At 63.8% G+C, this 23,041-nt stretch carries 28 protein-coding genes; 18 read left to right on the forward strand and 10 right to left on the reverse strand.

The features are described 5' to 3' along the window. Positions 1 to 8 precede the first annotated feature (8 nt). On the forward strand, positions 9 to 818 hold the full coding sequence (locus CH296_RS09105; RefSeq protein ID WP_094646433.1) for an alpha/beta fold hydrolase: 810 nt from the start codon (positions 9 to 11) through the stop codon (positions 816 to 818). A gap of 2 nt (positions 819 to 820) precedes the next feature. On the opposite strand, the gene CH296_RS09110 is transcribed toward CH296_RS09105, so the two are convergent. After that, positions 821 to 1,252 (reverse strand): MarR family winged helix-turn-helix transcriptional regulator, encoded by a 432-nt coding sequence (locus tag CH296_RS09110; RefSeq protein ID WP_094646207.1) that lies wholly within the window; start codon positions 1,250 to 1,252, stop codon positions 821 to 823. Positions 1,253 to 1,314: 62 nt separating this feature from the next. Between CH296_RS09110 and CH296_RS09115 the strand changes: the two genes are divergently transcribed. Genes CH296_RS09115 through CH296_RS09125 form a run of 3 tightly spaced genes read left to right on the forward strand, consistent with a single transcriptional unit; the run spans position 1,315 to position 2,543 of the window. Then, positions 1,315 to 1,686, forward strand: coding sequence for a VOC family protein (locus tag CH296_RS09115; RefSeq protein WP_094646208.1), 372 nt, complete (start codon positions 1,315 to 1,317; stop codon positions 1,684 to 1,686). Between the two features lie 48 nt (positions 1,687 to 1,734). After that, complete coding sequence (locus CH296_RS09120) at positions 1,735 to 2,322, forward strand: helix-turn-helix domain-containing protein (protein ID WP_256980391.1); 588 nt, start codon at positions 1,735 to 1,737, stop codon at positions 2,320 to 2,322. Between the two features lie 8 nt (positions 2,323 to 2,330). Continuing rightward, on the forward strand, positions 2,331 to 2,543 hold the full coding sequence (locus CH296_RS09125; protein WP_032396900.1) for a hypothetical protein: 213 nt from the start codon (positions 2,331 to 2,333) through the stop codon (positions 2,541 to 2,543). A gap of 68 nt (positions 2,544 to 2,611) precedes the next feature. Here the strand turns inward: CH296_RS09125 and CH296_RS09130 are convergent, their stop codons facing one another. Both CH296_RS09130 and CH296_RS09135 read right to left on the reverse strand, forming a co-directional pair. Continuing rightward, complete coding sequence (locus tag CH296_RS09130; RefSeq protein WP_045197652.1) at positions 2,612 to 3,553, reverse strand: DUF808 domain-containing protein; 942 nt, start codon at positions 3,551 to 3,553, stop codon at positions 2,612 to 2,614. Between the two features lie 110 nt (positions 3,554 to 3,663). After that, a complete protein-coding gene (locus tag CH296_RS09135; RefSeq protein ID WP_094656648.1) occupies positions 3,664 to 4,827 on the reverse strand; it encodes an NADH:flavin oxidoreductase/NADH oxidase in 1,164 nt (387 codons plus the stop codon). A 174-nt stretch (positions 4,828 to 5,001) separates the two neighbouring features. On the opposite strand from CH296_RS09135, the gene CH296_RS09140 reads away from it, so the two are divergent. Both CH296_RS09140 and CH296_RS09145 read left to right on the forward strand, forming a co-directional pair. After that, on the forward strand, positions 5,002 to 5,409 hold the full coding sequence (locus CH296_RS09140; RefSeq protein WP_032396903.1) for a hypothetical protein: 408 nt from the start codon (positions 5,002 to 5,004) through the stop codon (positions 5,407 to 5,409). Beyond that, on the forward strand, positions 5,406 to 5,603 hold the full coding sequence (locus CH296_RS09145; protein WP_094629072.1) for a helix-turn-helix transcriptional regulator: 198 nt from the start codon (positions 5,406 to 5,408) through the stop codon (positions 5,601 to 5,603). The genes CH296_RS09140 and CH296_RS09145 overlap by 4 nt, the downstream gene beginning before the upstream one ends. Positions 5,604 to 5,606: 3 nt before the next feature. Here the strand turns inward: CH296_RS09145 and CH296_RS09150 are convergent, their stop codons facing one another. Next, positions 5,607 to 6,827, reverse strand: a complete 1,221-nt coding sequence (locus tag CH296_RS09150) for a pyridoxal phosphate-dependent aminotransferase (protein ID WP_094629071.1) — start codon at positions 6,825 to 6,827, stop codon at positions 5,607 to 5,609. Further along, positions 6,824 to 7,765, reverse strand: a complete 942-nt coding sequence (locus tag CH296_RS09155) for a DMT family transporter (protein WP_094646210.1) — start codon at positions 7,763 to 7,765, stop codon at positions 6,824 to 6,826. The genes CH296_RS09150 and CH296_RS09155 overlap by 4 nt, the downstream gene beginning before the upstream one ends. Here CH296_RS09155 and CH296_RS09160 point away from each other — a divergent pair. From CH296_RS09160 to CH296_RS09175, 4 genes are all read left to right on the forward strand, one after another. Beyond that, a complete protein-coding gene (locus CH296_RS09160; protein ID WP_094684549.1) occupies positions 7,764 to 9,158 on the forward strand; it encodes a PLP-dependent aminotransferase family protein in 1,395 nt (464 codons plus the stop codon). The genes CH296_RS09155 and CH296_RS09160 overlap by 2 nt on opposite strands. Positions 9,159 to 9,352: 194 nt before the next feature. Beyond that, on the forward strand, positions 9,353 to 9,886 hold the full coding sequence (locus CH296_RS09165; RefSeq protein ID WP_179277676.1) for a hypothetical protein: 534 nt from the start codon (positions 9,353 to 9,355) through the stop codon (positions 9,884 to 9,886). A 40-nt stretch (positions 9,887 to 9,926) separates the two neighbouring features. Continuing rightward, on the forward strand, positions 9,927 to 10,550 hold the full coding sequence (locus CH296_RS09170; protein WP_094656652.1) for a hypothetical protein: 624 nt from the start codon (positions 9,927 to 9,929) through the stop codon (positions 10,548 to 10,550). An 84-nt stretch (positions 10,551 to 10,634) separates the two neighbouring features. Then, the gene (locus CH296_RS09175; RefSeq protein ID WP_094684551.1) at positions 10,635 to 11,096 is read left to right on the forward strand and encodes a DUF6194 family protein; all 462 of its coding nucleotides are present in this window, start codon (positions 10,635 to 10,637) and stop codon (positions 11,094 to 11,096) included. Here the strand turns inward: CH296_RS09175 and CH296_RS09180 are convergent, their stop codons facing one another. Both CH296_RS09180 and CH296_RS09185 read right to left on the reverse strand, forming a co-directional pair. Continuing rightward, complete coding sequence (locus CH296_RS09180) at positions 11,097 to 11,996, reverse strand: transketolase family protein (RefSeq protein WP_094684552.1); 900 nt, start codon at positions 11,994 to 11,996, stop codon at positions 11,097 to 11,099. Beyond that, a complete protein-coding gene (locus CH296_RS09185) occupies positions 11,996 to 12,676 on the reverse strand; it encodes a thiamine pyrophosphate-dependent enzyme (protein ID WP_094684553.1) in 681 nt (226 codons plus the stop codon). Before CH296_RS09185 ends, CH296_RS09180 begins: the two co-directional genes overlap by 1 nt. A 149-nt stretch (positions 12,677 to 12,825) precedes the next feature. Between CH296_RS09185 and CH296_RS09190 the strand changes: the two genes are divergently transcribed. The 8 genes from CH296_RS09190 to CH296_RS09225 all read left to right on the forward strand — a co-directional run bounded on the left by CH296_RS09190 (position 12,826) and on the right by CH296_RS09225 (position 18,268). Continuing rightward, positions 12,826 to 13,197, forward strand: coding sequence for a VOC family protein (locus CH296_RS09190; RefSeq protein WP_094684554.1), 372 nt, complete (start codon positions 12,826 to 12,828; stop codon positions 13,195 to 13,197). Between the two features lie 18 nt (positions 13,198 to 13,215). After that, the gene (locus CH296_RS09195; RefSeq protein WP_094629064.1) at positions 13,216 to 13,539 is read left to right on the forward strand and encodes a hypothetical protein; all 324 of its coding nucleotides are present in this window, start codon (positions 13,216 to 13,218) and stop codon (positions 13,537 to 13,539) included. A 19-nt stretch (positions 13,540 to 13,558) separates the two neighbouring features. Beyond that, on the forward strand, positions 13,559 to 14,050 hold the full coding sequence (locus CH296_RS09200; protein WP_094629063.1) for a putative immunity protein: 492 nt from the start codon (positions 13,559 to 13,561) through the stop codon (positions 14,048 to 14,050). 40 nt (positions 14,051 to 14,090) lie between these two features. Beyond that, on the forward strand, positions 14,091 to 14,426 hold the full coding sequence (locus CH296_RS09205; protein ID WP_141214688.1) for a hypothetical protein: 336 nt from the start codon (positions 14,091 to 14,093) through the stop codon (positions 14,424 to 14,426). A 14-nt stretch (positions 14,427 to 14,440) separates the two neighbouring features. Beyond that, positions 14,441 to 14,914, forward strand: coding sequence for an N-acetyltransferase (locus tag CH296_RS09210; protein ID WP_094629061.1), 474 nt, complete (start codon positions 14,441 to 14,443; stop codon positions 14,912 to 14,914). A gap of 23 nt (positions 14,915 to 14,937) precedes the next feature. Beyond that, positions 14,938 to 15,693, forward strand: coding sequence for a class I SAM-dependent methyltransferase (locus CH296_RS09215; RefSeq protein ID WP_094629060.1), 756 nt, complete (start codon positions 14,938 to 14,940; stop codon positions 15,691 to 15,693). Between the two features lie 90 nt (positions 15,694 to 15,783). After that, a complete protein-coding gene (locus tag CH296_RS09220) occupies positions 15,784 to 16,068 on the forward strand; it encodes a DUF1490 family protein (RefSeq protein ID WP_032396920.1) in 285 nt (94 codons plus the stop codon). 19 nt (positions 16,069 to 16,087) lie between these two features. Beyond that, positions 16,088 to 18,268 (forward strand): cation-translocating P-type ATPase, encoded by a 2,181-nt coding sequence (locus CH296_RS09225; protein WP_306436627.1) that lies wholly within the window; start codon positions 16,088 to 16,090, stop codon positions 18,266 to 18,268. A 46-nt stretch (positions 18,269 to 18,314) separates the two neighbouring features. On the opposite strand, the gene CH296_RS09230 is transcribed toward CH296_RS09225, so the two are convergent. The 3 genes from CH296_RS09230 to CH296_RS09240 all read right to left on the reverse strand — a co-directional run bounded on the left by CH296_RS09230 (position 18,315) and on the right by CH296_RS09240 (position 22,845). Continuing rightward, positions 18,315 to 18,572 carry a DUF3297 family protein gene (locus tag CH296_RS09230; RefSeq protein ID WP_032396922.1) on the reverse strand — a complete coding sequence of 86 codons (258 nt, stop codon included), beginning with the start codon at positions 18,570 to 18,572 and terminating at the stop codon, positions 18,315 to 18,317. 76 nt (positions 18,573 to 18,648) lie between these two features. Next, positions 18,649 to 20,043: a replicative DNA helicase gene (gene dnaB, locus CH296_RS09235; protein WP_032396923.1), complete on the reverse strand. Its 1,395-nt coding sequence runs from the start codon at positions 20,041 to 20,043 to the stop codon at positions 18,649 to 18,651. Between the two features lie 522 nt (positions 20,044 to 20,565). Continuing rightward, the gene (locus tag CH296_RS09240) at positions 20,566 to 22,845 is read right to left on the reverse strand and encodes a bifunctional SulP family inorganic anion transporter/carbonic anhydrase (protein WP_094684555.1); all 2,280 of its coding nucleotides are present in this window, start codon (positions 22,843 to 22,845) and stop codon (positions 20,566 to 20,568) included. Positions 22,846 to 23,041: the final 196 nt, after the last annotated feature.

Genomic DNA, 23,041 nt, shown 5'->3' on the forward strand with positions numbered 1-23,041 from the left:
TGTCGTCCATGCCGACCGTCATCACCGACGATGCCGTCACCCTGAACTATCTGGACGAGGGCAGGGGCCAGGCCGTGGTGCTCATCGCCGGCTTCTGCGCGCCCGCGACCACCTGGATGCTGCAGCAGAAGACATTGGTGGCGAACGGATACCGCGTTCTGGCGCTCGATCGACGAGGGCACGGTGCCTCGGAGGCACCGACACACGGCGCGACCATGGAGCGGCACGGACGCGATGTGGCGAACTTCCTGTCGGCGGTGGGCCTCGACGAAGCCGTTCTGATCGGCGGCTCGATGGGAGCGAGCACCATCTGGTCGTACGTGTCGCAGTTCGGCACCGAACGCGTTCGCGCCATCGTGTCGGTGGATCAGACACCGAGAATGGTCAACAGCGCGGGCTGGGCCAACGGGTTCTACGGACTCACCGAGGACAATCGAACGACGTTCTTCGACAACGGAATACCCGATACCGGTCACGGGCGGCCCCAGTGGAAATCCGTACCGTCGCTGCTGAGGCTTGTGCTCGCATTACGTGCGATTCCGAAATTGGCGTCCCCCGACACCCCACCGATGAGGGCTCTGCTCGCAGATCATGCTGCGCAGGATTGGCGCGCAACCATTGCCGGTATCGACAAGCCGTACCTGATGGTCGCCGCGCGTGACAGTCAGTTCTGGCCTGCTGCACATGCTTTCGAGTCGGTAGACCTGAACCCGCTCGGTCGATCGGTCGTCTTGGAGAGCTGCGGTCACGCCGCGAACATGGACCGGCCCAGTGAGTTCAACGCGGCGATGCTGGAGTTCCTCGACTCGATCGCGTGACGTCAAGACCGGTGCCCGCCCAACGCCTCAGCACACGCAACGAGATTGCGATGCAGCACTTTTCGCTCGCCCATCGACAGTGACGCAATCATGGCCTGCTCCACGGCGGCGACCGCCGCCGACGCTTGCCGCAAGCGCTCTCGGCCCGTAGCGGTCACGTACAGGCGTTGGTCACGACCGGCGCCCTCGATCTCCACCAAACCGTCTCGCGTGAGCCCGGCCAGCAGCTGATGCGTTGCCTGCCTGCTGACGAACACCGCGCGAGCGAGTTCGGCGTTGGACAGGCCCGGTGTGTGCGCGAGGTGTTCGAGGCTCGAGTACTGCGAGACCGTGATGTCGAGTTCGCTCAGAGCATCGTCCATCGCCGAACGCAGGGCGGACGTGGCTCGCTTGAGGGCCAGACCGATGGAGGAATCGACGTCCACTTGACTCATGTCAATATCTTGACATACATTTCCCTCGTCAAGAACTTGACGACCACTCGAAAGGACCCATCATGACCGTTGCAGCTGTTTCCGGACCGAGCTTCCTCTCACTCCAAGTACGCGACCTCGCCGTCAGCGCGGATTTCTACGAATCGCGTCTGGGTCTCGTCCGCGCGCCTCAGGCACCACCCGGCGCAGTGGTATTCACCACGTCACCGATTCCGTTCGCAGTCCGAAACCCAGCTCCCGGAACAGATCTCGACAGTGGTCAGCCGGGACTCGGAGTTGCGCTGTGGCTCGTGTGCAACGACGCCGAGGCGCTGCACGAGTCACTGATCGCGGCCGACGTGCCCATCCTGACCGCACCCTTCGACGGCCCCTTCGGTAAGACCTTCGTCCTGCAAGACCCGGACGGGTATGCCGTCACCGTGCACAGCAGCTAATTCCGAAAGAACTATTGCGAAATATTTCTTTCGGGTTATGGTTGTCGCATGACCCCACCGCCGCCCGACAGGACGCCCCGGAAGCTGACGGACATGTCCGAGCTGAAGGCGCTGACGCATCCCATTCGGCTCCGCCTGCTCTATGCACTCCGCGCCAACAAGTCGATGACGGCGACCCAGCTCGGCGATCTGGTGGACGAGTCACCCGCCTCGGTGAGCTATCACCTGCGCAAACTCGCCGAGCACGGGTTCGTCAAGGAGGTCGAGAACGGATCCGACAAACGTCAGCGCTGGTGGTCGGAGGCCAACGAGGGAGGGTTCAGCTGGTCCGAGAACGACTTCTCGGACTCACCCGAATCGCTGTCGGTCGCCAAGGCATCCATGGATTCCTGGCTGGCGCACCAGTGGTCGCGTCTGCACGACTTCGGGCGAACTTCGGAGTCCTGGGGGCCGGAATGGGTGGCGGCGGCGTTCAGTTCCGACGACGTCCTGCGACTCACCGCCGACGAGACGAAGACCATGGGGACGGAAATGCGCGCCGTCATCGACAAGTGGCGTCGACACGGCGAGCAATCACCATCGGCGGAGCGCGAACACGTCATGGTGCTGATGCACGGATTCCCCACCACACCATAGGAGTTGGCATGTATCCGTTCGATCCGCACACATACCTCTTCATCGCCGATCAGGATCGCGATCGGAATCTGCTTCTGGCCGAGCGCCGCAGACTCGCTGCTGCGCAGAAGCGCCTCCGCCGAGACGAACTCCGCGTTCAGAGGGCATGGGACGAGTTGACGGCATCCCTCGCCGATGTCTCCGCGTCCGAGCGACGGGTTCTCGAACTGGCTCGACGCTGATCAGAGCAAGATTTTGTGCAGCCCCACCTTTGAGGAATGAACGACGGCGAAAGTCGCCGGTACAGCCACTACTTCGCAGCAGCTCGCTTGGCGAGCGCCTTCGAGATTCCCAGCTGCGCAACCACGATGATGCAACCGACGATGGCACCGATGATCGCCGATGCGAGTGTGTTGACGATCCACGCCAGCACTCCGCCGATGCCGGCGACTCCTCGCACCGCTTCTTCGCCGTGGTGGACGAGTTCGTAGATGGGATGGAAGCCGAGCTCGTCGATACCCACGAGCAGGATGTGCCCGCCGACCCACAGCATCGCTGCGGTGCCGACGACCGAGAGCACCGACATGACCTTGGGCATGCCCTTGACCAGGCCTCGGCCGAACTTCTCGACGAACCCTGTGGAGCCGTCGGCCAATTTCAGTCCGATGTCGTCCATCTTCACGATCAGTGCGACGACGCCGTAGACGACGATCGTGATGACCACGGCGACGACGGCCAGGATGATCAGCCGACTCCAGAAGCCTTCTGCAGCAATGGTGTCCAGCGCGATGACCATGATCTCGGCCGACAGGATGAGATCGGTACGCACCGCTCCGGAGACGACGGCGTCCTCGTCACGCGGCTCGTCCTCGGCGGCCGCGTGATCATCGCCGTGGCCGAAGAGTGCGCCCCATATCTTGTGCGCCGCCTCGTAGCTGAGGTAGCAGCCGCCGAGCATCAGTATGGGCGTGAGCAACCACGGCACGAACTGGCTGAGCAGCAAGGCGATCGGCAGAATGATCAGCAACTTGTTGCGCAGCGAGCCCACGGCAATGCGCTTGATGATGGGCAGTTCACGTTCGGCCGCGAGACCGCGAACGTACTGAGGCGTCACGGCGGCGTCGTCGATCACGACCCCGGCCGCCTTGGCCGTCGCTTTGCCGGTAGCTGCTCCGACGTCGTCGATGGACGCTGCAGCCAGGCGAGCCAGCGCTGCCACGTCGTCGAGCAGGGCTACGAGTCCGCCGGCCATCACAAACCTCCGCGTCGATACGAGAACACCACATGGCTCCTCATGATGCGAGCCCTTGGAACCCTACCGCCCGCGGATGGTCCGTGATCGCCGTCCGGCCTTTCCCTCTGCTACGCGATCTTCCTCTCCTGCTCGTCGTCGAGAACTTTCGCGGGCGGCAGTCCGATGCTCGGGTCGTGTCCACGGAAGTTCTTCAGCCACCAACTCCAGTCCTCGGGGACCAGCGAGAACGGATCCCCGTGGCCGAGCTCACGCGCGGCCCAGACCGGCCAGTGCGGATTGGCCAGTGCCGGACGTCCGAGCAGCACGACATCGATCTTGCCTTCGCGGATGACGGCGTCGGCGTTCTCCGGTACGCCCAGATTCCAGCTGCAGGTCACCGGGATATCCAGCTCACGCTTGACGCGTGCGGCGCGCTCGACCATGAAGCCCATGTCCCCGAACGGAGGATCGACCATGTCGTCGGTGTTGAAACCGAGGCTGACATCGGCCATGTCCAGGCCATGCTCCTTCATCCATCCGATGGCGATCATGGATTCGTCGAACTGGACACCGTCCGGGTGGTGATCGTCCGAGCCCAATCGCATGGTGAGGGGGTACTTCTCGGGCCACACCTCACGCACCGCGTCGAGCGCCTCCAGGTGGAACCGCGCCCGGTTCTCCAGGCTGCCGCCGTACTGATCGGTGCGCTGGTTGGCCAACGGGGAGAAGAAGCTCGCACCGAGATAACCGTGGGCATAGTGCATTTCGAGCCATTCGTACCCGGCTTCGGCGGCCCGAACAGCTGCATCGGCGTAGCTCTGGTGGATGGCCTTGATCTCGGGCACGGTGAGTTCGTGGACGGGGAACGAGTGGTCACCGCCGTAGGGAATCGCCGATGGCGCCACACATTCCCAGCCGTCGGGATGGTCGGCCGGAAGCTGATGTCCGCCCTGCCACGGTGGGACTTCGCTGCCCTTGCGTCCGGTGTGCCCCAGCTGAATGGCCGGGACCGATCCCATCTCCTTGATCATTGCCGTCACGCGTGCGTGTCCCTCGATCTGGTCGTCGTCGTAGATCCCCGCACAGCCAGGAGTCGTACGACCGTCCGGCGTGATCGCAACCTGTTCCGGGAACACCATCCCGAAACCTCCTGCCGCACGCGCACCGAGATACATCAGGTGAAAGTCGTTCATCTTGCCGTCGACGGCGCGGTACATCGTCATCGGCGACATGGCGATTCGATTTCGAAGCGTCACACTCTTGAGGGTGAACGGGCTGAAGAGATCCGGCATGACAGTGGTCCTTTCCTGAGTGACACCACCTCACCACCTGGCACGTTTCGATCGACTACACCGATGCTGCACGTCGGTGACAGTCTTCTCACCGTCCCGATCATCCGAGTGTGAGGGCCCGATGTATGGTTTCCTATACGTATAGCGAGCTATACCTACGATCGGAGCACTCACATGACACTCAGATGGCTGTCGGTCGGCGCAGTCGGCCTTGCCGCCGCCTCGGCAACGGCGTTGCTGGCCTGGCTGGTCTCACCGGTCGCACCGGGGATCGCAGCGGTGGTGTTCGGGTTCACCGCTCTTCCGTTCGGTGCCATGCTGGGCTGGGTGCTCTTCGTTGCCCCGACGACAACCGAGCCGGCGTATGCATCGGGCGAAAGCATCGAATCTCATTGGACGTCGGCCGCATCGAGTGGGATGGCCACCGACCTGGTGTGCACTCTGGGCCTGACGCTGACCGTTGTCTCGATCGCACGAGCCGAACCACCGGCCACCCTCTTGCTGATCGGTCTGCTTCTCGCCGCGTTCGCATCGTTCACCGCGCGGTACACCTACGCGCGACATCGCGCACTGTCCGAGTGAAGAACAGTGTTCGACGGCGTCGCACCGAGCAGGGTTGGTCTCAGCACGAACTGGCCGAGCGCATCGACGTCACCCGACTGACGATCATCTCGATCGAGAAGGAGCGATTCGACCCGAGCCTGCCTGTCGCCTTTCGCCTCGCCGCGGCGTTCGATTGCTCGATCGAGGACCTGTTCGAGCCGGATCAGAGCTGATAGCTACTGCCGATAGGAGCTCATGAAATTGCCCAGGCGGTCGAGTGCCGTCGCGAGATCGTCGACGTTGGGCAACGTGACGAGTCGGAAGTGATCGGGCACATCCCAATTGAAGGCACGGCCGTGACTGACCAGAATTTTCTCGGACTCGAGCAGGTCGAGCACGAACTTCTCGTCGTCGACGATCCCGAACCGTTCGGTGTCGAGTTTGGGGAACATGTACAGCGCCCCCGCTGCCTGGACGCAGCTGATTCCGTCGATCGAGTTGAGCATGCGATGCGCCAGGTCACGCTGCGCGGTCAACCTGCCCGCCGGGAGCAGCAGATCCTCGATCGACTGCCTGCCGCCGAGCGCGGTCTGTATCGCATGTTGCGCCGGCACATTCGCGCACATGCGCATGTTGGACAGCAGCGTGATGCCCTCGATGAAGCTCGCCGCGCGTCGGCGCGGGCCGGTGATCGCCAGCCATCCCGCCCTGAATCCGCACACCCGGTACGCCTTCGACAGACCCGAATAGGTAAGGCACAGAACATCTTTCCCGGTCAGGGTGGCGAGGTTGGTCATCACCGCCCCGTCGTACACGATCTTCTCGTAGATCTCGTCGGCGAGCAGAACCAGATCGTGCTCCCGTGCCAGGTCGACGAATCGCTGCAGTACCTCTCGTGAGTACACCGCTCCGGTGGGATTGTTCGGGTTGATCACCACGATCGCGCGGGTGCGGGGCGTGATCTTGGCTTCGAGGTCATCGAAGTCCGGGGCCCAATCCTGGTTTTCGTCGGACAGATAATGGACGGGCACACCACCGGCCAGGGCCACCGAGCCGGTCCACAGCGGGTAGTCGGGCGACGGGATCAGGATTTCGTCTTCCGGGTTGCACAGCGCCTGCATCGTCATGGTGATCAGTTCCGAGACCCCGTTTCCGAGGTAGATGTCGCCGACGTCGAGATCGGTCAGGCCTTTGGTCTGGTAGTACTGGACCACTGCCGTGCGGGCGGAGAACAGGCCCCGGGAATCCGAATAGCCCTGTGCGGTGGGAAGGTTGCGGATCATCGCCATCATGATCTCGTCCGGTGCCTCGAAACCGAACGGGGCAGGATTGCCGACGTTGAGTCGCAGGATGGCGTGCCCTTGCTCCTCGAGTTCCTCGGTCTTGTCCAGAATGCGTCCACGGATGTCGTAGCGCACGTTCTCGAGCTTGCGCGCCTGGTCGATCGATCTCGTCATTTCGAAAACTCCTCCTGCCGAACGGTCGGCGACATCCGGGTCCGGACCGCCACTGTTGCACACACGATGACCGCCGCTCCACCCACGAGCACCGGCCACGTCAAGCCCTCGCGCAGGATGACCGCGGCCCAGCAGATGGTCAGCACAGGTTGGATCAACTGGACCTGGCTGACGCTGGACATCGGGCCGATCGCCAGTCCCCGATACCAGGCGAAGAACCCGAGGTACATGCTCACCACCGCCAGGTAGCCGAAGGCGGCCCACTCGGTTGCCCCCGCTGTCGACGGTTGCTGCCACCACGCGAGAGCAGTCAACGCTCCGGTGACCGGCACGGACACCACCAACGCCCACGACACCGTCTGCCACGCACCGAGTTCTCGCGACAGCAGCCCGCCTTCGGCATATCCCACCGCTGCGGCGACGACCGCTCCGAGCAGCAACAGATCCGACCACTGCAATCCGGTCAGCTGTCCGCCTTGCAGCGCAGCGAAGCCGACCGCGACGGCGGCCCCCACGCCTGCGACCACCCAGAACATCGGCCGCACCGGTTGCCGTTCGCGGACAACTGCAATAGCGGCGGTGGCCGCAGGCAGCAACGCGATGACCACGGCACTGTGTCCCGCCGATGCGGTGGTGAGGGCGTACGACGTCAGTACCGGGAAGCCAACGACGACACCGCCCGCGATCACTGCGAGCCGAATCCATTGCCGTCCCTGCGGGAGCCGTTGTCCTGTAGCGGCGAGCGCTATCGCGGCCAGCGCGGCTGCGACCACAGCACGTCCGCAGCCCACGAAGAGCGGGGACAGGCCTCCGGTGACCGCGACGCGGGTCAGCGGGACCGTGAACGAGAACGCCGTAACGCCCGCCAGGCCCCAGAGCAATCCGGCGCGCGATAGCAGGCCCGTCCCAGAACGAGTAGCGCTACTATGCTGTGTCATGTCCGACGATAGCAGTTCCCGGATCGTCTCTGCACTGAGAACCTGGATTGCGACTGCCCCTCCCGAAGCCAGGCTGCCGTCCACCCGCGCCCTGGTCGCCGAGCATTCGGCCAGCCCGGTCACGGTACAGAAGGCCCTGCGCACGCTCATCGCGCAAGGCGTCATCGAGAGCCGGCCTGGCGTCGGCACATTCGTCAGGACGGTGCGCACGGCCCGCCCCAACGACTACGGGTGGCAGACGGCGGCGCTGGGAGCGCCGGACAATCGACTACAACTTCCGGCGGCTCTGCAGTCGACGTCGAGCGATGTGATCGCGTTGCATTCGGGCTACCCGGCCCGGGAGTTGTTGCCGGAAAGGCTTGTTCACGCCGCCTTCACGCGTGCGTCACGGACCGACTCGGTGATCGCCCGACCCCCCACCGCGGGTCTGCCGGAACTGCGGGCGTGGTTCGCGGCCGAGTTGGGGGCGTCGACACCGTTGGGCGTCACGCCACCGTCGGCCAGTGACGTCGTCATCATTCCCGGCAGCCAGACCGGACTCAGCACAGCGTTTCGAGCACTCGTCGGTGCCGGGCGTCCACTGCTCATGGAGTCCCCGACGTACTGGGGTGCGATCCTTGCTGCCACGCAGGCCGGCGTCCGTGTGGTACCGATACCCAGCGGCGTCGACGGGCCCGACCCCGACGCGCTCGCACGAGCGTTCGCGCACACCGGCGCTCGGGCGTTCTACGCGCAACCCACCTTCGCCAGTCCCACCGGGGCCCAGTGGTCGCCCACGTTGTCCGAGCGGGTCCTCGACACTGTTCGACGCCACGGCGCATTCCTGATCGAGGACGACTCGGCCCACGATTTCGGTATCAGCTCCGAGCCGAATCCGCTGGCCGCACGGGACGACGGCGGGCATGTCGTCTACCTTCGCTCACTCACCAAGACGGTCTCGCCCTCGGTTCGCCTGGCCGGCCTGATCGCCCGTGGGCCCGCCCACGAGCGCATCCTCGCCGACACCGGCGCCGAATCGATGTACGTCAGCGGGATTCTGCAAGCCGTCGCCTTGGACGTCGTCACGCAACCCGCCTGGCGAACTCACCTGCGGAGGTTGCGCACTCAGTTGGCATCGCGCCGAGACTTGTTGGCCAACAGCCTCATCGAGTTCGCACCGCGTGGGCACCTCGACGCGGTGCCCCGAGGTGGGCTCAATCTCTGGATGCGCCTGCGCGACGACTCGGACCTGGAACGCATTGTGCAGGAATGCAAGGCAGCGGGTGTCATCGTCGGCGCGGGCGACGATTACTTTCCCGCCGAACCCACCGGCAAGTACCTACGGCTCAACTATGCAGGCCCCAACCCCGGCGAGTTCGCCGACGCGGCGCGCACGATCGGATCGATCATCTGAGACCGTTCAGTCGATCGAATGACAGCAACCTCTGGGGCACAGCATCTTCGGCCCTGCACGATCATCCGAACAAGGGATACTCGACGCGCGATCACTGTGTCACCATCGCTGAGACGGACAGCCCGTCGAATACTTTCGGTGGAGGAAATGTGGCGCGCACGAGTGGAATTCGCAGGAACCTGGTTCGTCGTTCGATGGCAGTCGCCCTGGCAACCGGGGCATGTGCCCTGGCCGTCCCAGCGGCAGCGGTCGCCCAACCCGAACTCGGACCCATAGTCGACAGTGGCAGCGCGATCGTCGACAGCGGAAGCGCAATCCTCGACGGTGGCAACATCATCGACAACGGTGCCCGCATCCTCGGCAGCGGAAGTGCCATCGCCGGAGGCATTCTCGGCATCGACACCGGTTCGGCCAACGGAGGCATCGCTACGCAGCAGTGCAATGCCTCCACGATGTCGGGTGAGGAGGGCGTGACTGAGACCCTGCACGAGCTGGGCCGAACCGGACCGACCTCGTTCGTGCTCAGCTACGACACCGTCGATGTTCCCGATCAGATCGAGGTCTTCTACCAGGGCGCACCGATCCACAACACCGGCTATGTCGGCGGCAGTACCGGAGTCGGCTCGGTGGTGGTGTCGGTTCCGCCCGGCACCGCGTCCGCTGTACTGGTCCGCGTCACCGGACCGGTCGGCACAGTCTGGACCTACACCGTGAGCTGCCCGGCCTGACGGGCTGTTCCCGCCCGGCCCCACCAGCTATGTTGATCCCGTGCAGAAGGTCAGGAACGACTACGCCGCGTGGATCGACCTGGGGCCGGGTGGCCTTCCCGCCAACGTCGGTGGCTGGCTGATCACCACTGCCCTCAAACCACTCGCCCGACGCGACACGACGACCGTCGACGGTGCCGGGAGCCCAGGACTGCACTGGCACCTCGATCACCGACCCGGACCTCGTCCGACGATCGCGCCCTACCCGATACCGCACCGGCAACTCACCCACCGTGGCAGCATTGAGCTCATCGAGCGGCTCACGGCAACGGTGGTCGCCGAAGCCCGATCCGGCGGGCCGTTTCACCTCGAGCGCAGTCGATTCGAGCGCAGAGGCGACGCGCTGTACGTCACGGACATCGGTGCCGCTGCGCCCTGGATCTCACGAACGAAGGGTGAAGTTCTGCACGTGCACGACAGTGAGGGCTCGCTGCACGTGGTGATGCAGCCGGACGATGCGCAGACCGTGATCTCCGCGGGTTGGGGTGAACTGCACCCCTTGGCCGGACGCCCGGTTCTCGGACTACCCGAGACCTACGTCTTCGTCTACGCACCCAGAGACGCCGACGACGCAGACCGAATCGAGCAGATCATCTCGCGCGCGACGGCGACTGCAACGACCTGAGCCGAGGACGATGCGGATCTGTTGCTCGACCGGCCACGTACGAAATCGGGTGAACGATCCTGCCGACCGTGTGACGATCGGGACATGACACTCGACGACATCGTGAATCTGGTCCGCAGCTTCGGAGGCACCGTGACGCAGCGGCCTCGAGAGGGAGACGGAACTCCCGAACTCGCCTGGGGCGATGCGTTCTTCTACTACTCGCCCGACGGGTCCATCCCCACGAACACTCAGCCGTTCGCCACGATCGTGACCAAGAACTACCCGGGCGACGAGCTGTCCCGACTGGACCGACCCGACGCGTTCCGCGTCAACATCGTTGCAGGAAAACAAGAATTCCACAGGATGCTGGGAGTGCCGCCCCGCGAAGCGGCCCACGCACCCCAGGCCGACACAGACGACGTCCTCGCTGCCCACCCTCAGTACGGCACCGCAGGCTGGCTGTCGGTGGTCAACCCGTCTTCGCAGACCGAAACGCGTGTCCGGGAACTACTCGACGCCGCGTATCACGGTGCCAAGAGCAGATACGAGCGCCGCCAAGCCTGATCAGCCGAAGAAATCGTCCATCGATCGGGAGAGCCCCTCGATATCCAGGCCGTTGGCCCGATCATGTTGGGCCACCGTGCCGTATTTGCGTCGTTCTCCTGCTTCGACCCCGACTCCCGACACCCGATGACGCGCATCGGCGAGGGCTCTGTTCACTTGCAGCACTGACGTTCCCGCGAGATACGGCTCGACGATCATGACGTCCGGCGCGGTCAACGTCGCCCGCAGCGTTCGGCTGTCGAACGGCCTGATCGTCGACGCATGCAGCACCGTCAGGTCGCGTCCCGAGGCTGCGGCGAGAACCCGGTCCGTCATCGGGCCGACGGAGATCACTGTTCCCGAATTGCCCTGTTGCACAATGGTGAACAATCCATCGGGCCGGACGTATGGACGTTCGTTGCACACCCCGTCGAGCCTGATGTAGACGCGATCGTCGGTTGCCGCCGCGCCCTGCAGCATCCACTCGACCTCGTCGACATGCCCGGGAACGTGAACCGTCCACCCGTCCAGGGTGTCGAGGAGTGCGACATCTCGCTGACCGAAGTGTGTCTCGCCGCCCTGCGGCCACCCGTAGGACCCACCCGAGCTCACCAGGATTGCGCCGACGCTCTGATGTCCCAGATCGAGTTTCACCTGCTCGAAGGGCCGCTCGATCAGGAACGGCGGGAAGGTGTGCACGATCGGACGCATTCCGGCCAGGGCCAGACCGCCGGCGACCCCGATCATGGCCTGCTCTCGAATGCCGACGTTGATCACCCGCGATCGAATACCGGCGGTGAGGTGCGGTTCGAGATATCCAACTCCGATCTCCGCCAGCACCAACGCTGTTCGCTCGTTCTGCGCCAACAGATCGGGCAGCAGGCCGTAGAAGTGCTCGCGTTGGTCCAGCGTTGCTTTCATCAGCTCTCCTTCTTTTCGACGTGAGCGACCACCACGTGCGGCCCCTGTGGATGATGGAGGCGAAACGCGCGCCTGAGAGCGGTGTGATCTCGGCCGTCGACGTCGGAAGCGGACCACCCCTCGACCGCGAACCGCGACGCGATACCGCCGGGCCATCCCAGGCCGGCGGAGTCGTTGTCGATCACCACCGCGGTCAGATTGCCCAGATTCGATCGCGCAGCGAATTGAACGGCTTCCATATTGCTCCCCTCGTCGAGCTCGGCGTCGCCGATCAGTACGAAGACTCGGGCGATACTGTTCTGAATCCGCAGCGCAACAGCAGTTCCGGCGGCCAGTGCCAAGCCATGACCGAGCGATCCCGATCCGATATCGACCCCGCGTGCCAGCGTGCGATCCGGGTGATTTCCCAGCGGTGAGTCGTAGCTGCCGAACGACGCGAGCTCGTGCGGCGTCAAGAATCCCCGTGCCGCAAGCACGGCGTAGTACGCCATCGGCCCGTGACCCTTGGACAGGTAGAACCGATCACGGTCCGGGTCGTCAGGATTGGCTGGGTCCAGGCTCAGAATGTCGGAGTACAACACCCACAACACATCGAGTGTCGAAGTGGCGTTGGTGCTGTGCTTTTCGTCGCCCGTCATCAGAGTCATGAGCCGAGGCAACTCGTCGAATGTCATCTGCATGACCCCACCCTGCAACCTCGAGCGCACTCGAGGTCAAGTCCTGCGGGGGAGGTGATGTGAGTGTCCGACATTCCCGGGCGGGACGGCGATTTCCGCTTCTCGAGCCGAATTGTGGACACTGACGGCACCACCGACCGTAGTCTCCAGATATGCCGCGAAACCCCCTCGCTATAGCGGGGACGTCCATCGACTGCGCCGATCCGGCGGAACTAGCGCACTTCTATCTCGCGCTTCTCGGCGGCGAGTTGTTGTGGGAGAACTCCGAGAGCGTTGGGATCCGCACACAATTCGGCCTGAACATCGTTGCTCAGAAAGTCACGAACTACTTTCCGCCCCAATGGCCGTCGACATCCATCGTGCACTTCGATCTGGACGCTGGAGCCGACCTGGCCGATTCCGTCGCCTTTGCAGTCGAATGCGGGACCAAGGAGGCAGCAGAGCAGCCGGACCCCCGATGGCGAGTTCTGCTCGACCCCGCCGGGCACCCCTTCTGCATCACCACGGAGGTGTACGACGGTTGACGAGGGCAATAGCCTGAGATGGTGCGCAATCTCGTCATCGTTCTGCTGCTGTTCGGATTCATCGTCGGATTGGTGCCGTTGGGCTGGTACCTGATGGGCGAGATGACCACCAACGCGAATGGCGTCGTGTATTCCGGTGGCTATCAAGCCCTGAACGGTGTCACGATGGACGACGAATTCGTCGGTGACATGAACGATTCGTTCGACCGAAGAACTCGAGGCCTGTCCATGCTGTGGCTGTACGTAGTGCCTGTGTGTACCGCAGCTCTCGGTGCACTGGCCGGATTCGTTCTCGGCAAGTTCGGATTCGTACTCACGCGCAAGCGAACTCGAGAGGCATGAGGTGGCTGGGCCTGCCCAAGTGGAGCTGAGCACCGACGACATTCGACACGTGACGGCCTTTGCGGCTACCTGCGCCCGACGGGCATTACCGATCTACGAGATGGCCCACCCCGGGGATGCGCGTCCACGCTCGGCGATCGAGGGTGCCGAGGCATTCGCCGAGACCGGCCACCGGACGGCGGAGTTACGCAGGCTCGCCTGGGACGCGCACAAAGCGGCCCGCGAACTGCCGACTTCAGCGGCCACGGACGCAGCACTGTCCGCAATGCACGCGGCCGGCTCTGTGTTTCTCCATCCGCTGTACAGCCCCCATCAGATCAAACACATTCTCGGTTCTGCCGTGCACCTGGTGCTCGCCGACCCCGAATCTGCTGCAGAACAGATCGAATGGATCGACGCGCAGTCCGATGCGACTGTGCGAGCGGTTTTGCGTCGGTTTCCGCCACCGATCGCCGGGCGCACGAGGTTCGGCGTGCTCATGGCCCGACTCGATACCGAATTGCGCCGTTGAGCCGTTGCCTCGATTGGAGTGCGGTGACAGCATGGGAAAGATGAAGGCACATGAACGCCCGTGGAAGCGTTATGCAATTGCCGCGTTGCTGGCCTTCCTCGCATTCTCGACAATCAGCGACATCGTGTCCGATCCTTCTGCCTGGAACTGGTCGAAGCTGGCTGTGCTGGCTGTGGCCGCTGTGTTCATCTGGTACGGAGAGCGCCGAACCTGGACGTCTCCGGACAAGATCGGACCCGAAGCCGTACCCGCCGGGGATGTCGAAGCGGTGGTCGCAGAATCCGGCAGAACTGTCCACGCCATCAAAGCGTTACGAGAGATGCATCCCGGTCTCGGTCTGCGTGACGCCAAGAATCTCGTTCGACCGGATCACTGACCGAGGAGAAGGCGATGTCGTCAGTCAGCGGTACACGTGCCGTCCAGGATCCCGCCGGACTGACCGAGGCCGCAATCCTGTTGATCGACTTCAATCGCGAGTACGACTACCCGGTGCCCGAGTCGGATTGGCTTGCAGCTCATCTCGATACTCTGGTGAAATCCGGCGATACCAGCGTGCTGACATTCGGGACTCCCGCCATCGGTGTGGCGATTCTGCGATTTCGGGCCGGCACTCTGAGCGCAGATATCGAGGCCTATCTCGCCGAGTTCTACGTCCGGCCTGGCCTACGCGGGAAGGGCTACGGAACAACCTTTCTCGACGACGTCATCGAGCACGCACGCGGCAGGGGTGCCACCTACATGGACCTCAACACTTCCGAGGACGACGAGGCGGCGCGACACGTGTACGAAAAGCGTGGCTTCGACTGCCACGAAGGCCGTGGCGAGGGACCCAAAGCTCTGTATTACGAACTCGAGCTGAACTGACGCAAGAGATGTAGCCTGGCCATATGGTTAGCCGAGATAACAGCTCTACATCGTTCGGGACCGTCGCCGACGTGTACGAATCTGCTCGCCCCGAATACCCGTCGGCCGCGGTCGAGTGGATGCTTGAACCCGTACTCGAGTCGGGCGGGCGGCCTCTTGTCGCCGACGTCGGTGCCGGGACCGGCAAGCTCACCCGCATCATCGTCGCCGCCGGGTGCGACGCCGTCGCGGTCGATCCTGATCCCGCCATGCTCGACGCCCTGCGCGTTGCAGTGCCCGGAGTTCCCGCCCACGTCGGCACTGCCGAGTCCCTGCCTCTGGATGATGAGAGCGTCGATGCCGTCCTGCTCGGACAGACGTGGCACTGGGTCGAGCCGGTGGCCGCGTCACGCGAGATCGGCCGGGTTCTCCGCCCAGGTGGCACCCTGGGACTCATCTGGAACATTCGCGACGAGTCGCACTCGTGGGTTCGGCGACTGAACTCGGTGGTCTCGCGCGGTGGAGCGCTGACCATGTTCGACGACGGTCCACCGCCGATCGCAGAACCGTTCCGCCGGCTCGACGAGGAGCGGTGGGCGTGGTCGCGCACGGTGAGCCGGTCCCAGTTGACCGATCTGGTTCGGTCGCGCAGCTTCTACATCACCGCGACCCCCGATGAGCGCAACCGCATCGATCGGGATCTCACTGCACTGTTCGACGAATTGGGTCTCGAGGGATCGAGGACGATCGAACTGCCCTATGTCACAAGGGCTTTCCGCACCACGAAGCCGAGCCGGTGAGACGCCCCAACCCCGGGAGTCGCCACATCCGAGCAAAACGAATATGATTCCCAATAAGTGGGTGCAGGTTCGACTTCGAGGAGCTACAACATGGCGTTTCCGATCATCGTCGCGAAAGCAGTATCGACGGTCGTAACAGGCGCAGTCGGCGTCGCCGCGTACAACGGTGCCAAGAAGCTGTACGACAAGGCTCCCGTCCGCAAGGTCGCGGTGTCGGCAACCGAGCTCGGTCTCCGTGCCGCACGAAAGGCCGAAATCCACGCCGAGTCAGCACGTCTGGCCGTGTCCGATGTTGTTGCGGAGGCGCGGGACCGGCTCGGCGAAGAAGTGCCGCCACCCTCGGCCACCGAAGTCGGCCACGGCCACTCGCACTGATCACGGCAGTCGGCCGAACATGACGATGCTCGTCGAACATTCCCTCGAAGCAGCTCCCGACCGCGCGGATGGCATCGAGATCCTGTCCGATGCCGCCGGCCGCATGCGGCTTCGCGTCGACTGGCTTCGATCGAGTCCGGGTCGCGCGGTCGCCGTCGAAGATCACGTCGACAAGATTCGCGGCGTTCGAGCTGTCCACGCGTACCCCCGCACCGCATCGGTCGTCATCTGGTACTCCCGCTCGCGCATCGACCGGGCCGAGCTGTTCGATGCCGTGAACGCAGGTCGCACCACCGACTGGGGACTTGTGCCCGTCCGAAGCCCACGCTCTGCGGACGTCACCAGCGGTGATGTCCTACGCATGACCATCGGCGGAGCGGCCCTGGTCCTGCTCGGCTTCCGTCGCTACGCCTTCCGACGGCCGCCCCTCCTCGGACCCACCAGCCGCGTCGTGGCGACCGGAGCCACCATCTTCACCGGCTATCCATTCCTGAAGGGAGCGCTGCGCTCGCTGACCGGAAACCGGTCCGCCGGGACCGACGCACTCGTCAGCGCCGCCACCGTGGCCAGTCTGGTGCTCCGTGAGAACGTTGTTGCCCTGACCGTGCTGTGGCTGCTCAACATCGGTGAATATCTGCAGGAGCTGACGCTCAAGCGCACTCGTCGCGCGATCTCCGATCTCCTGACCGGCACGCAGGACACCGCGTGGATTCGCCTTCCGGACGGTTCCGAGATCTCCGTCGACGTCGATCGGCTGGAGATCGGCGACGACGTCGTCGTGCACGATCACGTCGGCGTGCCCGTTGACGGGACCGTCGTAGACGGTGACGCGGTGGTCGACCAATCCGCCATCACCGGTGAGACATTGCCGGTGTCGATAGCTGCAGGCGACAGGATCCATGCCGGGTCCGTCGTTGTCCGTGGCCGCATCGTCGTCCGCGCGTCTGCGGTAGGCCGCGATACGACGATCGGCCGCATCATCTCGCGCGTCGAGGAGGCACAGGAAGACCGCGCCCCGATTCAGACGGTGGGAGAGAACTTCTCACGCCGCTTCGTACCCGCGTCGTTCATCCTGTCGGGCCTCACGCTCCTGGTCACCCGCGATGTCCGACGGGCGATGACCATGCTGCTCGTCGCGTGCCCGTGTGCGGTGGGTCTGTCGACTCCGACGGCCATCAGCGCCGCCATCGGAAACGGTGCTCGCCGGGGGATTCTCATCAAGGGCGGATCGCATCTGGAACAAGCAGGCAGGGTCGATGCCTTCGTGTTCGACAAGACCGGGACCCTCACCGTCGGACGCCCGGTCGTCACCAATGTCGTGTCATTCCAGGACGACTGGGAGCCGGAGCAGGTGCTGGCGTATGCCGCCAGTTCCGAGATCCACTCTCGGCATCCGTTGGCGGAGGCCGTGATTCGCAGCACCGAGGAACGCCATATCGTAATTCCTCCGCACGAGGAATGCGAAGTACTCGTCGGCCTCGGCATGCGTACCGTCGCAGACGGCCGGACTCTGCTGCTGGGCAGCCCGTCACTGCTGCGCAGCGAGAACGTCACCGTCTCCGACCATGCGGCCGAATGGGTTTCGCGCTTGCAGCGTGAGGCCGAAACTCCGCTACTGCTGGCGGTGGACGGCGTACTGGTCGGGTTGATCAGCCTGCGTGACGAGGTCCGATCCAATGCTTTGGACGTACTGAACGCGCTCCGCGCCGACGGTGTGGAACGGATCGTCATGCTCACCGGAGATCACCCGGAGACCGCCGCGGCCGTCGCCGCCGAACTGGGCATCGCCGAGTGGCGAGCCGAGGTGATGCCCGACGACAAACTCGACGCCGTCCGCAAGCTCCAACAAGAGGGATACGTCGTCGCGATGGTCGGAGACGGCACCAACGACGCTCCCGCGCTCGCCGTCGCGGATATCGGAATCGCAATGGGATTGGCGGGCACCGATGTTGCCGTCGAAACGGCCGATGTAGCTCTGGCCAGCGACGACCTGACACGGTTGCTCGACGTTCGCGATCTCGGTCGGCACTCGGTATCGGTGATCCGGCAGAACTACGGAATGTCGATCGCCGTGAACGCTCTGGGCCTCCTGGTCAGCGCCGGTGGAGCACTCTCTCCGGTGCTCGCCGCGATTCTGCACAACGCGTCCTCGGTCGCGGTGGTCGGCAACAGCTCCCGACTGATCCGATACCGAATCTGATCAGTAACGCCCCGACACGAGGGCGATCTGCTTGGTACCCAGTCCGCTATTTCGCGTCGCGGAAGTACGGTTCGACCGTGCCCTTGAGCTTGACGAGCATGGGATTTCCGTAGCGATCCTTCGCGGTGGGGACTTCGACTCGCACCCAACCCTCGGTGACGTTGTATTCGCGAACACTGGTCTTCTCGACGCCGTTGAAGCGAATACCGACGTCCCGGCGAAGAACCTCTTCGTTGTAGAAGGGGCTCCGCGGATCGATCGCGAGGTGATTCGGTGGAACGTCTGTGTGCTGGTCCTCTGACATGAATTACTTTCGTCGAATGCTGCGATAAGGGCTTGGTTGATTCCTGAAGAGAATACGCGACCCAGCGCTGTCGGCCCTAGCCCCGCGCCATGTCCACGAATCTGGACAGGTGAAGCTGGTGAGCCACAGTGATTGTCGCGGTCGGGCCGTTACGGTGCTTGCCGAGGATCAGGTCGGCCTCACCCCCGCGGGGGTCGTCGCGCTCGATTGCGTCAGGGCGGTGCAGCAGAATCACCATGTCGGCGTCCTGCTCCAGTGAGCCGGACTCACGGAGGTCCGAGACCATCGGCTTCTTGTCGGTTCGCTGCTCCGGGCCACGGTTGAGCTGGCAGACCGCGACCACCGGGCATTCGAGTTCCTTGGCCAACAGCTTGAGCTGACGGGAGAAGTCCGAGACCTCCTGCTGACGGGATTCGACCTTCTTGCCCGACGACATCAGCTGAAGGTAGTCCACCACAATGAGTTTCAGTCCGTTGCGCTGCTTGAGGCGACGTGCCTTGGCACGGATCTCCATCATCGTCAGGTTCGGGGAGTCGTCGACGAAGAGCGGTGCTTCGCTGATCTCGCTCATGCGCCGGGCCAGCTTGGTCCAGTCGTCGTCGGTCATCTTTCCCGAACGCATGTCGCCGAGCTTGATCTTCGCCTCGGCGGACAACAGTCGCATGACGATCTCGGTGCGACTCATTTCCAGGGAGAAAATGACACTGGGCATGCCGTGCTTGATCGAGCACGAACGCATGAAATCCATACTCAGGGTCGACTTACCCACGCCAGGCCTCGCCGCCACGATGATCATCTGACCCGGGTGCAGGCCGTTGGTGATTTCGTCGAGTTCGGCGAATCCTGTTGGTACACCGAGGGATATGCCACCACGGCTGGCGATGGAGTCGATTTCGTCCATCGTGGGCTGCAGCAGTTCCTCGAGGGGCAGAAAGTCCTCGGAGGTGCGGCGTTCGGTGACCTCGTACACCTCGGCCTGCGCACGGTCGACCACCTCGGCCACGTCCTGGCCGTCGGCTCCGGCGTAGCCGAACTGCACGATGCGGGTACCGGCCTGCACGAGCCGGCGCAGAATCGACTTCTCCGCGACGATCTCGGCGTAGTACCCGGCATTGGCTGCCGTCGGCGTCGTCTGCGTCAGGGTGATCAGGTACGGGGGGCCGCCGATGCGTTTGAGCTCACCGCGACGGTCCAGCTCGGCCGATACGGTGACCGGGTCGGCAGGCTCACCGCGGCTGTAGAGGTCGAGGATCGCGTCGTACACGTTCTGGTGGGCCGGGCGATAGAAGTCGCCGGGACGAAGCACCTCGAGCACGTCGGCAATGGCGTCCTTGCTCAGCAGCATGCCGCCGAGTACGGACTGTTCGGCCGCCATGTCCTGTGGGGGCTGGCGACCGAAATCCTCGCCGGGGCCCTCGCTGGAGGAGGGGCCGGAGTAGTCGGACTGTCCTCGATCGTCCACAACTGCCACGCGAACCGGCCGTCCTCTCCCCATTGTCGTCGGCACCGTCGAATATCACCCGGCGGTGCTGTGTAGCAAGTTCTACCCCCGGGCACCGACAGGTCCTGCTCGGCACCGGATACGCACTCTCCGGAGGCCGCTGCACGGCATCGAGAGAGACGCTGCACGGACGTTAAGCGCTATCGGCAGGAGTCACAACATGGCCTGTGGATGGAACTGTGGATGAAATGTGGATGGTGTTGAACAACGGTGTTGACCATCTGTGGACAACCTGGGTATAACTTTCCGGTTTTCGGGTTCTTCGCCAGGTCAAAGGGTGTACATAAAATTTTCTTCCTGTGCATCGATTCGGGAGCGGCGTGTCGGCCGAATTGACAACTCGGGCGTGTTGAGTAAATACCGGGTGAACCCAGGGGTGAATTGGGTCACACCGACTGGGATCACTCACAGAAACAGACCACTCTCCCGTTTAGACGCGAGAGGCCCGATCCCATTCTTGGAATCGGGCCCCTCGACACTCACGGCGAGACGTCAGGAGTCACTCTTCTGCGGGCAGTCCGCCGGGTCGAGGACCGTGATCTCCTGGGTACCCATCTGCAGAACTCGTGCCGACGGAATGTCGAAGAAGAGGCCGGTGATTCGTAGGCGCCCCTCGGCGTTGGCACGACCGACGACTCGATGCCGCGTGAGCGTCTGCAGCTGCACTGCGACGTTCACCATCGCCAGTTGGTCCTCCTCTCCGAATCCGAGCTCCGCCGCCTGACGACCGACCACGTGCCCGCTGCGATACGCGTCGAGGCTTGCCATCCCGTAACCCAACCACTCGGCGACGGAGGCGTCCGCGGCGTTCTCAGGGCCGCTGAGTACCGCCTTCATGGCACCGCAGCCCGAGTGCCCACAGACCACGACCGACGACGTCCCGAGTTGATCGACACCGAACGCCAGCGCCGCCTCCACCGAGCAGTCCTGCCCCTGAGCGGGAACGAGGTTGCCCATGTTGCGGACGGTGAACAGGTCACCCGGGCCGCTGCTGGTGATCGTGTTCGGCATGACTCGCGAATCCACACAGCACAGAAACAGAGTGTCCGGATCCTGGCTGTCGGTCAGTCCCTCGAGGTGCGGACGGATGTTGGGAGCATGCGTGCGGTGGTACTCCGCAACGCCGCTCAACACCGGCCGCAGGGCCGCGGGCGAGTCCTCCTGCGCGACATCACTCTTGAGCTGCCAGGCGCGCCACGGTGCCAACGAACTGCGTACCGTCGCCGATCCACGCTTGGGTGGCCCTTCGGCAGCCGCCGCCATGGACGCCGTACCCACTTCTTCGACTTTCACTGTGCCGCCACCGAGTTCGTGCTGACGCATCCACTCGTTCAAGGCGTCGTGCACGGCATGGTCGAGGAAGTCGACGCCGAGGTGGACCGTGACGGCCGTGCCTGCCGGGACAGTGGACAGCACATGCGTCAACCGGGGGAGCGCGAGGAAGCTCAACGACCCCTCGGTGGTGACACGCCAGGTGCCGTCGACGGTTTCCTCGGCCCTGACCTTCGCCCACACCACCCGACGCAGCACGAGGATGATCGACAGTGCCAAACCGATCAACACACCCTCGAGCAGGTTGAGAGCCACCACTCCGACGACAGTGACCGCATAGACCGCGATGTCTCCGGTCTTGTTCGCAATCTTGATGTCCGCCAGCTTGATCAGCTGCACGCCGATCATCACCAGCAACCCGGCCAGAGCTGCGAAGGGAACCAGTTCGACGATCGAGATGAACAGTACCGAGAAGATCAGAATCCACACGCCGTGCAGAATCGCCGATGCCCGAGATTTGGCACCGACCTTGACGTTGGTGGCACTGCGCACGATCACCCCGGTGATCGGCAGACCGCCGATGGCGCCTGAGGCCATGTTGCCGGCACCCTGAGCCATCAATTCACGGTCGAAGTTTGTGCGCTCACCGCTGTGCATCTTGTCGACGGCCACCGCGGAGAGCAGACTCTCGACACTGGCGATCAACGCGATGGTGATGACGCCGGTGACGAACGCACTCCACTGCCCGTCGGGCATGACCGGCAGGCTCAAGGACTCGATCAGGTTGCCGGGCAATTCGATTCGTTCGACATCGAGTGAGAAGAAGATCGAGACCGCGGTGGCGGTGACCACTGCGACCAGGGCGGCCGGCACCTTGGTGACCTTGGCCAGCACGGCGGACAACTCGCTCAACCGTGGCCAGGCGAACATCAGCACGACCACGATTCCGCCGACGACGATCGACGGCCACTGGCCGTTCGCGACGGATGTAGGGATGGCGAGCACGTTCTGGACCGCAGAACTTTCGGATTCCCCACCGAGAAGCACGTGAATCTGTTGCAGCGCAATGGTTATACCGATTCCGGCGAGCATCGCATGCACCACGACGGGCGAGATGGCCAACGCACTGCGCGCAATCCGGCTCATTCCCAGCAGGATCTGCACAGCACCGGCCAGGACGGTGATGGCGCACGTTACGCCCCACCCGAATTGGTTGACCAACTCGGCAACCACGACGGTCAGGCCTGCCGCGGGACCACTGACCTGCAGCGGTGATCCGCCGAGTATGCCGGCAAGAATGCCGCCGACCACAGCGGCAATGAGACCGGCCATGATCGGCGCGCCCGATGCGACGGCGATACCGATCGAAAGTGGCACTGCAACAAGGAAAACGACCAACGAGGCCGGTACGTCGTATTTCAGGATCGACCCGACGCGAGACTGCGGCTCGAGTCGGGTCTCGGGACTGGGGTCGGAATCGGGTTCCACGGTCGTGGTCACGGCAGCGTTCCTCCGGGCGTCTAGGCGTCAGGTCGGGTGAATCCAGTTGGTGATGATGTTCGATGTCGCCCCGCCTAAAGAGTACGCAAAGCTTTGCTCACGAACGTCCGAAGAGAGATGCTTCACAAATCGGAACCCATTGCGACAGTTGATCTTTGTGAGAAGACACGAAAAAGCCCCACGAACCGAGGTTCGT

The organism is Rhodococcus sp. 14-2496-1d (assembly GCF_002259365.1).
GTDB lineage: Bacteria > Actinomycetota > Actinomycetes > Mycobacteriales > Mycobacteriaceae > Rhodococcoides.